Source organism: Mesorhizobium sp. WSM1497 (assembly GCF_001672455.2).
Taxonomy (GTDB): Bacteria; Pseudomonadota; Alphaproteobacteria; order Rhizobiales; family Rhizobiaceae; genus Mesorhizobium; species Mesorhizobium ciceri.
The window spans coordinates 1878887-1889350 of sequence record NZ_CP021070.1 but is presented as its reverse complement, the minus strand read 5'-3'; the positions used below and the strand labels follow the sequence as shown (position 1 = coordinate 1889350).

Below are 10464 nucleotides of genomic sequence, written 5' to 3'. Positions count from 1 at the left end.
CGCCACCGCTATGCTCTGCTCATGCAATTGCAATAAGGATGCCGGCACTGTGCAATAAGGTTCAATGCATTAAAACAGGGCATCCGTATTCCCACTTGCGGAGCTCTGACTCAATTAGAATACATTAACTTATGCCGGATGAAACCAAAAATTTACGTGGGGAACACTGACCAAAGCCACTGACGTTTCATAGTCATCATATGATGACTATCTGCCGTTTCGCTGCCGAAATCGCAGAACAAAGCGATTGGACCGCCCGATTTCGTGATACTCGACCCGCTGGCCATGGCATCGACGCGCAAACGCCCTATATCAAAGGACAGAGTTTTTGCGCGGGAATGAACGGATGTCGGCACTTCGGCCATCAACGATCTTCACAGTGGCAATGCTGGCCACGGCAGTGCTGGCGGGCGTTTGCCTGCCGGCTTCCGCGCAAGCGCTCAATCCCGCTACCGGCAACAATGCGCTGATCCGGCAGAACGACCTGCAAATCCTGCAAAACAGGATACAGCGGCAGCAATATCAACAGCAACAGCAGCAGAATCGCGCCCAGGACCGCCAGATCTTTCAGCAACCGCCACCGGTCGTGCAGCAGCTCAAGCCAAGCTGCCAGACACAGATAATCGGCACCACCGCCGTGAGCAATTGCCGCTGACATCAAGGCCTTTTTCGTTTATTTAGCCGACTTATGTATTTCGAGTGTCGTTGGCACATGCGAAAGTTTTGGTTTTGCAACGACGCCTTGTCGCGCTATGCGGCATTGCATCGACTGGATTGACGAATGGCAGCCACCAAGAAAAAGGCCGTACGCAAGGCAAAGAAGGGCGAGAGAATCCGCCAGGTGGCGGCTATTCCCTTCCGGCTGACCGCGCGTGGCGATATCGAGGTGATGCTGGTCACGTCGCGTACCACCAGGCGCTTCATCGTCCCCAAGGGCTGGCCGATGAAGGGCAAGAGCGGACGCAAGGCGGCCACCATCGAGGCGCAGGAGGAAGCCGGCGTGCTCGGCAAGACGCTGAAGCAGCCGGCGGGCACCTATTCCTACTGGAAGCGGCTGGCCAATCGCTTTGTCCGCGTCGACGTCATCGTCTACCTGCTCGAGGTGAGCGAGGAACTGGCCGACTGGCAGGAAGCCAAACGACGCCAGCGGGCCTGGCTGGCGCCAGCCGATGCGGCCATGCTCATCGACGAGCCGGATCTTTCAACGTTGGTGAAGACGCTGAAGATCCCTGTGCAGGTGGACCAGGTGTAGAGCCTCACTCGCCGGGGTCATCGCTTTCGGGAAACGACCGCACCGGCGTGCCGGTATAGGCCCACAGCCACTCGCGCGGCAGCGGCCCCTTGTTTCGCTCGGCCTGCTGCGACTGCTCCCAGGCATGCGCCAGGATGCCGACCGAGCGCGACAGCACGAAAAGCCCTCGCGTCAGCGGCGGCGGAAAACCGAGTTCGCCATAGATGACGGCGGTGGCGCCATCGATGTTGAGGGGTATTTTTTTCCCCTTTCGGCGTTCGACATCCGCCTCGACCGCTTCGGCGATATCGGCGAAACGCCCATTGACGGCACCGCGTGCGGCAAATTCGCGGGTCAGTTCCAGCAAGCGCGGCGCGCGCGGGTCGACGGGATGGAAGCGATGTCCGAGCCCCGGCACATAGCCCTTCTCCTCGGCGAAGAACCGGTCGAGCCGCGCCGAGACCGCCTCATTCAGCGTCATCCCGGCATCGATCGCCACGGCAATGTCACCATAGAAGGAAAGCGCCTGCTCGCCGGCGCCTCCATGCACGTCGCCGAGAACGTTGATGGCCGAGGCCATGGCGCTGTTGATACCGACGCCGCAGGTTGCAGCCATGCGCGCGATGGCAATCGATGGCGCCTGCGGTCCATGGTCGACGGCGGCAGCCAAGGCAATGCCGAGCAATTCTGCCTGGTCCTCGCTGGGCAGTTCGCCGCGCAGCATCAGCCAGATGACAGCCGGAAAGCTGACGCGGCCGATCAGATCCTGGATCTCGTAGCCGCGCAGCCGGATGACACCAGGCCGCATCTCGATGATATCGGTCTGCCACCATTCCTCGCCGCGCTCACGGCCCGTCTTCTTCTCCGTGCCGCTCATGCGCGTGCCTTTGTCCTGGCGTGGGGCGGCAGGTCGGCGAACACCTCGCTCATATGTTCGCCGAGCGCCGGCGGCGGCTTTGTCGGCAAGGGCGCCTCGCCATCGACCATGAAGCCGCCGCGCAAAACGGTCAGCGGCTTGTCCATGCCAGCCACATCGTCGAAATGCGCGGTCACCTGGCGCTCGAGGACCTGGGGCTCGGCCAGCACTTGCGGGATCGTCAGCACCCTGCCGGCAGGCACGCCGGCGCGATTGAGCGTCTCTTCCCAGGCCGCCGCCGAGGCGCCCGCCAGGGCGTGCTCGATCTCGACTTTAAGCGCCGCACGGTTGCGCTTGCGCGTCTCGCGCTCTGCATAGCGGACATCGGAAGCCAATTCCGGCCGGCCGATCAGCCGGCACAGCGCCACGAACTGCTCCTGCTTGTTGGCGGCGATGTTGATGAGCCCGTCGCCGGTGCGAAACGCACCGGAGGGTGCCGCCGTCATGTTCTCGTTGCCCATCGGCATGGGGTCGATACCTGCGGTCAGATAGTTGGAAACCGGCCAGCCAAGTGCGGAAAGTGTGCATTCGAGCATCGAAACGTCGAGAAAGGCACCCTCGCCGCTCGTCTTCTGCCGCACCAGCGCCGAGGCGATGGCGAACGCGCCGACCAGTCCGCCAAGCGTATCGGCGACGGGATAGCCGACCCGCAGCGGCGCCGTTTCCGGTGTGCCGGTGATGCTCATGATCCCAGACAGGCCCTGGATGATCTGGTCATAGGCGGGATTATCGCGCATTGGCCCGGTCTGGCCGAAACCCGATATCGCGCAATAGACGAGGCCCGGACGGACCGTCTTCAGTGCCTCGTAGCCAAGCCCCAGCCGATCCATCACGCCGGGGCGGAAATTCTCCACCAGTGCGTCGGCGCTGGCCACCAGATCGAAAAAGCGCTCGCGATCGGCTTGCTTCTTGAGGTCGAGCACAACCGACCGTTTGCCGGCGTTCTGAGCCAGGAACGAGGCGCCCATGCCGGCGCTGTTCAGCTTCGGCGAGCCGCCGAGCTGGCGGGCGAGGTCGCCGCCTTGCGGCGCCTCGACCTTGATCACGTCGGCGCCCAGCAGCGCCAGCTGATAGGCACAGTAGGGACCGGCCAGGACATTGGTCAGGTCGAGGACGCGAATACCGGAAAGCAGTTCTGTCATGGCATCATGGATCGATCAGGCATCGCCGGGCACATGCTCCGGTCCGCGCCGACGACGATGCTCGATGAAGGCCCAGATATGCGGGCCGGCGAGGCCGATGAAGGCGAGCGTCAGCAGTGTCAGCGACAGTTTGTGGGTGTAGAACACGGACCAGTCGCCATTCGAGATGGTCATCGCCCGGCGGAACTGGGTTTCGGCGAGCGGCCCAAGGATCATGCCGATGATGACAGGCGCGGTCGGAAAATCGAACCGCCGCATCAGGAAACCGGCGGCCCCCAGCAGATAGAGGATGACGAGGTCGATGGGCGATTGCGAAATGCCATAGGTGCCGACCGTGGCGAACACCAGGATGCCGGCATAGAGCTGCGGCGCCGGGATTTTCAGCAGCCGCACCCACAGCCCGATCAGCGGCAGGTTGAGGATGACCAGGATGACGTTGGCGATGAACAGGCTGGCGATCAGCCCCCAGACGAGGTCGCCCTGGGTCGTCAAAAGCAGTGGTCCGGGATTGATGCCGTAGCTCTGGAACGCCGACAGCATGATCGCCGCCGTCGCCGAGGTCGGCAGGCCAAGCGTCAGCATCGGCACCAGCACGCCGGCTGCGGACGCATTGTTGGCGGCCTCGGGGCCGGCAACGCCTTCGATGGCCCCGACCGTGCCGAACTCCTGCTTGTGCTTCGACAGCTTCTTTTCGATGGCATAGGACAGGAAAGTCGGGATTTCGGCGCCGCCGGCCGGCATGGCGCCGATCGGGAAGCCGATCGCGGCGCCGCGTAGCCAGGGTTTCCACGAACGCCCCCACTCGGCCGCCGTCATGTAGAGCGAGCCCTTCAGCGGCACGATCTCGTCCTTGCCGGCATAGCGGCGCGAGGCCATGTACAGCGTCTCGCCGACCGCAAACAGGCCAACGGCGGCGATGATGACGTCTACGCCGTCGAGCAGTTCGGTCATGCCGAAGGTGAAGCGCGGCTGGCCGGTCTGCAGGTCGACGCCGATCATGCCGATGACGAAGCCTGCGAACAGGCTGGTCAGGCCGCGAACGGAAGACGAGCCGAGCACCGCCGAGACGGTGATGAAGGCCAGCACCATCAGCGAGAAATATTCGGCCGGACCGAAGGCCAGCGCGAATTTGACCACCACCGGCGCCAGGAAAGCGACGCCCATCGTGCCGATCGTGCCGGCTACGAATGAGCCGATCGCCGAAGTGGCGAGGGCTGCACCGCCGCGGCCGGAACGCGCCATCCTGTTGCCTTCCAGCGCGGTGACGATGGTGGCGCTTTCGCCGGGCGTGTTGAGCAGGATCGACGTCGTCGAGCCGCCGTACATGGCGCCGTAATAGATGCCGGCAAACAGGATGAAGGATGCCTCCGGCGCCACCTGATAGGTGATCGGCAAAAGCAGCGCGATGGTCAGCGCCGGCCCAAGACCGGGCAGCACACCGATGGCGGTGCCAAGCGTGGTGCCGAGCAGGCACCACAGAAGGTTGACCGGGGTGAAGGCGACCGAGAAGCCGTGTGCGAGATGTCCGAGCGTTTCCATGGCGTCAGCCCCTCAACATGGTGATGAACGCATCGATGACCGCGTTCAGCTGGTTCTCGATGAAACCGGCACCGATGTTGACGCCGAGCGCCCTGGCGAAGCCGAAATAGGCGGCCAGCGCCAGGATAAGGCCGAGCACGACGTCCCGCAGCGTACGCTTGCTGCCGAAGCCGTAGCAGACGAGCACGAACATGATGACGGATGCCGCCGTGAAGCCGAGCGGTTGGATGAGCAGCAGATTGGCGATCAGGCCGATGACGACGAAGCCCATTGCCTTCCAGTCGGTCGGCGTCTCCTTTTCCTCCTCCGGCTGCCAGCCGCCGCGAAGCGCGGCAAGGATGAGCAACAGCGAAAGTACCACCAGGCCAACCATGGTAAGGTAGGGAAAGACGGTCGGGCCGACCTTGGAGTAGAGCGGCGACACCGGGATCGCCAGCGTCTGCCAGGCAACGGCGCCGGCGCAGGCCAGGAGCCCGATGCCTATCAACAATTCCGGCACGGCAAGCCGCGACGGCGCCGGCTGCTGGTCGCTGGTGCTCATGATTGTCCTCCCCAGGAGAGCTGGCCAAGTATGGTTGGCGAAAATGCCCGGCGCCGCATGCTTGCTCCCCACCGCAGGGTCATGCCGGCTTGCATTTCATGCGAGAAGGGGCGACCTGCGCCGCCCCTATGACGATGGATCAGGCGAGCCCGAGATCCTTCAGGATCGCCTCGATGCGGGCTGAATCCTCGGTGACGAACTTCGCATAGTCGTCGCCGGTGAGCAGGATCGGCGTCCAGTTGCGGTTCTTGCATTCGGTCGCCCACGCGTCGCTCTTGGCCATGGTCTCGATCAGGGTGATCATCGCTGCCTTGTCGGCGTCGGAAATGCCCGGCGGTGCGAAGACGCCGCGCCAGTTGAACAGTTCGACATCGATGCCGGCCTCCTTCAGCGTCGGCGCATCGATGCCGTCCTGGCGCTTGTCTGCCGAGATGGCGAGCAGCCGCAGCGCGCCCGCCTTGACCTGCTCGGAGAACTCGCCAAAGCCGGATATGCCGGCCGCGACCTGGTTGCCGAGCAGCGCCGACAACGCCTCACCGCCGCCGGCGAACGGCACGTAGGACAGGTTAGTCGCCGGCACGCCGACGGTCTTGGCAATCAGGCCGAACAGGATGTGATCGGAACCGCCTGCGGAGCCGCCGGCGACAGGAACCTTTGTCGGATCGGCCTTGAGCGCGGCGACGAAATCAGCGGCCGTCTTGAACGGCGACTCCGCCGGCACGACCAAGGCCTCGAACTCGCCGGTAAGGCGGGCGATCGGGGTGACCTGCGTCAGATTGTTGGCGGCCTTGTTGGCAATGATGGCGCCAACCATGACCATGCCGGCAACCATCAGGGAATTGCCTTTGCCGTTCCACTGGCTGATGAATTGCGGCAGCCCGACAGTCCCGCCGGCGCCGCCGACATTGGTGATCTGCGAACCCGAGATGAGCTTTTCACTGCGCAGCACCTGGTCGATCGTGCGCGCCGTCTGGTCCCAGCCGCCACCCGGTGCGGCAGGCACGAAGAGCTGTATCTGGGGCGCGCCTTCGGCGAAAGCGGGAGAAAGATGCGACGTCATCAGCCCGGCACCCACGGCTGCGGTGCTCATCAAAAATCTGCGTCTGTCCAGCATGGGATTCCTCCAAATCACGACACCTCCTCCGGTGCCCGCCAAAACGCGCCTGCATCCAGACCCGTCATCGATTTCAAGCAGATGTTACGGAGTTCTGTCAACGGAAACGATATTCTACTGGACAGAACGATTTGGCGGCGCGACACAGTCGCGTCGCTCGGCTTTCTTCAAACTGGAACCGCCATGGACTCGCCAAGCAAATCGGCAGATGCGGAAATCGACCGCGCCGAAGGTGTTGCAGCACTCGATCGGGCGATTGCCATCCTCGATGCCTTCAGCACGGAGGACCGGTCGCTCAGCCTGGCCGAAATCGCGGCGCGCACCGGCCTCTACAAGAGCACCATCCTGCGGCTTGCGAATTCCCTTTTGCGCGGACGATTGCTCGAGCGCCTCGACAATGGGCGCTACCGCGTCGGACCCGCGACGTTTCGGCTCGGTGCGCTCTACCAGCGTTCGGTCGTGGCGGTCGATATCCTGCTGCCGATCATGCGCGATCTTTCCGAGCGAAGCTGGGAAAGCGTTGCCTTCTACGTTCGCTCGGGCGATGTCCGCACCTGTCTTTACCGCGTCGAATCCAAGCACCCGATCCGCTACACGATACGCGAAGGCGACGTATTGCCTTTGCTGCTCGGCTCGGGCGGCCGCGTGCTCGCAGCGTTTTCGGGCCAGCAGGGCGAACCCTACGAGACCATCCGCAAGACCTGCAACTGTCTCGCCGTCGGCGACCGCGACCCCGAGACCGGGGGCGTGTCGGCGCCGGTATTCGGGCCGGGGGGCGTCCTGCTCGGCGCCTTGACCCTGGCTGGACCAAGCACGCGCGTCGACGCGGCCTTTCTGCAGCGCATGAAGCGCCCGCTGCTCGAGGCAGCGGCCCGCGCCACCCGCGCCTTCGGCGAGGACGCCTCAATGCTCGAGCAGGCAAGCCTGGTAGCGGACGCCCTGCCGTAGAATGCGGCCTGATTGGAAGGCTCGCCCAGTTCAACTTGACCAGAACCACACGGCGGTTCTTGGCGCGGCCCGCCTCGTCATCGTTGCTGGCGACAGGTGCCATCATGCCGGCGCCCGCAGCGGTCAGCCGCGCCGCTCAGGTCACCGCGCCAGCAGGATGGTCGGAGCGTCGTGGTAGGTGGTCTTTACCACTTCCCGGTAACCGCACTTGGCAGCCACCCTCAGCGAAGCGCCATTTTCCGGATCGATGATACAGACGGTCTTCTCGCGCCCGAAAATCACTTCGCCCCATGCCAGGACGCGGCCAACCACCTCGGTGGCGAAGCCCGCGCCGTGCACGGCCGGAACCAGCGCCCACCCGGCCTCGGGAATGCCTTCGATCGATGGTTCCATGTCGCGCTTCAGATCGTGAAACCCGGCCTCGCCGATGAAGCGCCCGGTCGCCTTCTCCTCGATCGCCCAGAAGCCATAGCCAAGCAACGACCACAGGCCGGCGTGACGCAGGAAGCGCATCCAGCTTTCTTCGCGCGTGCGCGGCTTGCCGCCGATGAAGCGGGTGACGAGGGGATCGGTCCACATCGCGGCATAGGTGTCGAAATCATCCAGCCGGTGTGCCCGCAGGATGGTTCGCTTCGTTTCGATGACAGGAGCACTGGTCGCTTGCGGGTTGTTCATGGGATCTGCCTCGCACGGATCGCCAGCGCTTAGCAAATCGCCGGTGCTGCGCAAGGGGCCAGGGCAACACGGCCCATCATCCAGGCGCCGCTATGGGAATTTTGCGCGACGATGTTATTTTTCACCGCAGGCTGATTCAACACCCGCTAGCGCGACCTTTTTCAGGCGCGCATTGGTGGCGTCAAACCCAGGGAAAAGAGCATGGATACCACCGATCTTGTGCTTGCGATCTTCCATCATCTGCTGGTGTTTTCGCTGGCGGGGATCATCGGCGCCGAATTCGTCCTGATCCGCGGCGATCTGGGTGCTGCGACGCTCAAGAGGCTCGCCGGCATCGACCGCCATTACGGCGTCATCGCCGCGCTGATCATCGTCGTCGGCATCGGCCGTGTCTTCTATGGCCTCAAGGGCTGGGAATTCTACGTCTACAACTGGGTGTTCTGGGCCAAGATAGCGGCGTTCGGCGCTGTCGGCCTGCTGTCGATCATCCCGACCGTCCGCTTCATATCCTGGAACAGGCAGGCGAGCGGCAATGCCTCGTTCCAGGTGCCGGCGACCGAACTTGCGTCCGTGAAGACCTATATCCGCGCCGAAGCTTTCATCTTCCTGCTCATCCCGGTCTTCGCCGCGGCGATGGCGCGCGGCTACGGCTACTAGGGTGGCGATCACCCTCCGACATTATCCACCCATCGAGTGCGGATGTTTGCGGATATCGGCAGTTTGCCGCCCAGTTGCTATTTGCTAGCTTGCCCTAGTTGTTGCTTCATGCGCAGCCGGTGTTGAGAGGAGATCCGCGCGGCGTTGGAGATTCATATCCCGGGAGGAGATCACGATGAGAAGATTTGTCGCCACTCTGGCTGCTGCCGCGGCCGTCACGCTTTATGGGTTCGCGGCCAGCGCGCAGACCTATCCTGAACGCACCATCACCGTTGTGGTGCCGTTTGCGGCCGGCGGGCCGACCGACACGGTCACGCGCCTCGTCGCCGAAGCGATGTCGAAGGATCTCGGCCAGCAGGTCATCGTCGAGAATGTCGGCGGCGCCGGCGGCACGCTGGGTGCCGGCCGCGTCGCCAACGCCGAGCCTGACGGCTATACGCTGCTGCTCCATCATATCGGCATGGCGACAAGTGCGACGCTGTACAGAAAGCTCGCCTACGACACGCTGAACGCCTTCGAATATGTCGGCCTCGTCACCGAGGTGCCGATGACCATCGTCGGCCGCAAGGACCTGGAGCCGGCCGATCTCAAGGGATTGGTGGAGTACGCCAAGGCCAACAAGGATTCCATAACCGTCGCCAATGCCGGCATCGGTGCGGCCTCGCATCTGTGCGGCATGCTGTTCATGAGCGCCATCAAGACGCCGCTGGTCACCGTGCCCTACAAGGGCACCGGCCCGGCCATGACCGATCTCCTCGGCGGTCAGGTCGACATCATGTGCGACCAGACGACCAACACCACCAAGCAGATCCAGGGCGGCACAATCAAGGCCTATGCCGTCACCTCGCCGGAGCGCCTCGATGTGCTGAAAGACGTGCCGACGACGGTGGAAGGCGGCCTTCCCGAAGTGCAGGTCGGCATCTGGCACGGTCTCTATGCACCCAAGGGCACACCGGCCGGGATCACCGAACGCCTGTCGAAATCGCTTCAGGTCGCGCTGAAGGACCAGAACGTCGCGGCCCGCTTCGCCGAACTCGGCACCAAGCCATCGCCCGAGGCCGATGCGACGCCCGCCGCACTGAAGGCCAAGCTGGAAAGTGAGATCGCGCGCTGGAAGCCGATCATCGAAGCCGCCGGCCAGTACGCCGACTGAGGTTTGAACAGGGGCGCCACCGGCGCCCCTGTTCGCTCGGCATCCGCTACCCACTCGGGCTTGGGAGAACCATCATGAAACCTTTCGCGATCGACAGGGCCAACGGCCTGTGCGCCGCCCTGTTCATCGGCTTCGGCGCATGGTTCGCGCTGCAATCGCTCGGCCTCGAAATCGGCACAGCGTTGCGCATGGGGCCAGGCTATTTTCCGCTGGTCCTGGCGATCGTGCTGATCCTGCTTGGCGCCGTCATTCTCGTCCAGGCTGTACGCGTCGAGGGCGAAGCGATCGGGCATATTGCGTGGCGCGGCATGCTGCTCATCCTGCCTGCTCCGATCTTCTTCGGCCTGACGGTGCGCGGCCTCGGATTCATCCCGTCGATCTTCCTGACGGCGCTGATCGCGTCGTTTGCCAGCCGCCGCATGAAACCGATGACCGCGCTCGTGCTGTCGGCCGGCCTGACATTGTTTGCATTCCTTGTCTTCAGCTACGCGCTCGGCCTGCCGTTCCGCCGCTTCGGCCCGTGGCTGGCCCCGTGGTCGGTATCGTAA

At 63.7% G+C, this 10464-nt stretch carries 12 protein-coding genes and 1 pseudogene; 6 read left to right on the top strand and 7 right to left on the bottom strand.

From position 1 onward, the window contains the following. Positions 1-346: 346 nt before the first annotated feature. Both A9K65_RS09280 and A9K65_RS09275 read left to right on the top strand, forming a co-directional pair. A complete protein-coding gene (locus tag A9K65_RS09280; RefSeq protein ID WP_013529617.1) occupies positions 347-655 on the top strand; it encodes a hypothetical protein in 309 nt (102 codons plus the stop codon). 126 nt (positions 656-781) lie between these two features. Then, positions 782-1252 carry an NUDIX hydrolase gene (locus A9K65_RS09275; protein ID WP_064995579.1) on the top strand — a complete coding sequence of 157 codons (471 nt, stop codon included), beginning with the start codon at positions 782-784 and terminating at the stop codon, positions 1250-1252. A 4-nt stretch (positions 1253-1256) separates the two neighbouring features. Here the strand turns inward: A9K65_RS09275 and A9K65_RS09270 are convergent, their stop codons facing one another. The 5 genes from A9K65_RS09270 to A9K65_RS09250 all read right to left on the bottom strand — a co-directional run bounded on the left by A9K65_RS09270 (position 1257) and on the right by A9K65_RS09250 (position 6483). Next, on the bottom strand, positions 1257-2108 hold the full coding sequence (locus tag A9K65_RS09270; protein WP_064995578.1) for a citryl-CoA lyase: 852 nt from the start codon (positions 2106-2108) through the stop codon (positions 1257-1259). Beyond that, on the bottom strand, positions 2105-3289 hold the full coding sequence (locus A9K65_RS09265) for a CoA transferase (protein WP_064995577.1): 1185 nt from the start codon (positions 3287-3289) through the stop codon (positions 2105-2107). The genes A9K65_RS09270 and A9K65_RS09265 overlap by 4 nt, the downstream gene beginning before the upstream one ends. A gap of 15 nt (positions 3290-3304) precedes the next feature. Then, on the bottom strand, positions 3305-4828 hold the full coding sequence (locus tag A9K65_RS09260; RefSeq protein ID WP_013529613.1) for a tripartite tricarboxylate transporter permease: 1524 nt from the start codon (positions 4826-4828) through the stop codon (positions 3305-3307). 4 nt (positions 4829-4832) lie between these two features. Next, a complete protein-coding gene (locus A9K65_RS09255) occupies positions 4833-5369 on the bottom strand; it encodes a tripartite tricarboxylate transporter TctB family protein (RefSeq protein ID WP_064995576.1) in 537 nt (178 codons plus the stop codon). A 139-nt stretch (positions 5370-5508) separates the two neighbouring features. Further along, a complete protein-coding gene (locus tag A9K65_RS09250; RefSeq protein ID WP_027161341.1) occupies positions 5509-6483 on the bottom strand; it encodes a tripartite tricarboxylate transporter substrate-binding protein in 975 nt (324 codons plus the stop codon). A gap of 183 nt (positions 6484-6666) precedes the next feature. On the opposite strand from A9K65_RS09250, the gene A9K65_RS09245 reads away from it, so the two are divergent. Continuing rightward, the gene (locus A9K65_RS09245; RefSeq protein ID WP_064995575.1) at positions 6667-7431 is read left to right on the top strand and encodes an IclR family transcriptional regulator; all 765 of its coding nucleotides are present in this window, start codon (positions 6667-6669) and stop codon (positions 7429-7431) included. Between the two features lie 31 nt (positions 7432-7462). Here A9K65_RS09245 and A9K65_RS35915 read toward each other — a convergent pair. Next, positions 7463-7567, bottom strand: a pseudogene (locus tag A9K65_RS35915) (DUF4892 domain-containing protein); the annotation flags it as partial. A gap of 5 nt (positions 7568-7572) precedes the next feature. Next, positions 7573-8106 (bottom strand): GNAT family N-acetyltransferase, encoded by a 534-nt coding sequence (locus tag A9K65_RS09240; protein WP_063173086.1) that lies wholly within the window; start codon positions 8104-8106, stop codon positions 7573-7575. Positions 8107-8307: 201 nt separating this feature from the next. Here A9K65_RS09240 and A9K65_RS09235 point away from each other — a divergent pair, with 201 nt between their 5' ends. The 3 genes from A9K65_RS09235 to A9K65_RS09225 all read left to right on the top strand — a co-directional run bounded on the left by A9K65_RS09235 (position 8308) and on the right by A9K65_RS09225 (position 10464). Next, positions 8308-8763: a DUF2214 family protein gene (locus A9K65_RS09235; RefSeq protein ID WP_024502811.1), complete on the top strand. Its 456-nt coding sequence runs from the start codon at positions 8308-8310 to the stop codon at positions 8761-8763. A gap of 175 nt (positions 8764-8938) precedes the next feature. Beyond that, complete coding sequence (locus A9K65_RS09230; RefSeq protein ID WP_013529607.1) at positions 8939-9916, top strand: tripartite tricarboxylate transporter substrate-binding protein; 978 nt, start codon at positions 8939-8941, stop codon at positions 9914-9916. Between the two features lie 74 nt (positions 9917-9990). Beyond that, positions 9991-10464: a tripartite tricarboxylate transporter TctB family protein gene (locus A9K65_RS09225; RefSeq protein WP_027161339.1), complete on the top strand. Its 474-nt coding sequence runs from the start codon at positions 9991-9993 to the stop codon at positions 10462-10464.

Coding starts and splice junctions, on each gene's coding strand:
- A9K65_RS09280 (WP_013529617.1), top strand. CDS start 347: ATGTCGGCACTTCGGCCATCAACGATCTTCACAGTGGCAATGCTGGCC.
- A9K65_RS09275 (WP_064995579.1), top strand. CDS start 782: ATGGCAGCCACCAAGAAAAAGGCCGTACGCAAGGCAAAGAAGGGCGAG.
- A9K65_RS09270 (WP_064995578.1), bottom strand. CDS start 2,108: ATGAGCGGCACGGAGAAGAAGACGGGCCGTGAGCGCGGCGAGGAATGG.
- A9K65_RS09265 (WP_064995577.1), bottom strand. CDS start 3,289: ATGACAGAACTGCTTTCCGGTATTCGCGTCCTCGACCTGACCAATGTC.
- A9K65_RS09260 (WP_013529613.1), bottom strand. CDS start 4,828: ATGGAAACGCTCGGACATCTCGCACACGGCTTCTCGGTCGCCTTCACC.
- A9K65_RS09255 (WP_064995576.1), bottom strand. CDS start 5,369: ATGAGCACCAGCGACCAGCAGCCGGCGCCGTCGCGGCTTGCCGTGCCG.
- A9K65_RS09250 (WP_027161341.1), bottom strand. CDS start 6,483: ATGCTGGACAGACGCAGATTTTTGATGAGCACCGCAGCCGTGGGTGCC.
- A9K65_RS09245 (WP_064995575.1), top strand. CDS start 6,667: ATGGACTCGCCAAGCAAATCGGCAGATGCGGAAATCGACCGCGCCGAA.
- A9K65_RS09240 (WP_063173086.1), bottom strand. CDS start 8,106: ATGAACAACCCGCAAGCGACCAGTGCTCCTGTCATCGAAACGAAGCGA.
- A9K65_RS09235 (WP_024502811.1), top strand. CDS start 8,308: ATGGATACCACCGATCTTGTGCTTGCGATCTTCCATCATCTGCTGGTG.
- A9K65_RS09230 (WP_013529607.1), top strand. CDS start 8,939: ATGAGAAGATTTGTCGCCACTCTGGCTGCTGCCGCGGCCGTCACGCTT.
- A9K65_RS09225 (WP_027161339.1), top strand. CDS start 9,991: ATGAAACCTTTCGCGATCGACAGGGCCAACGGCCTGTGCGCCGCCCTG.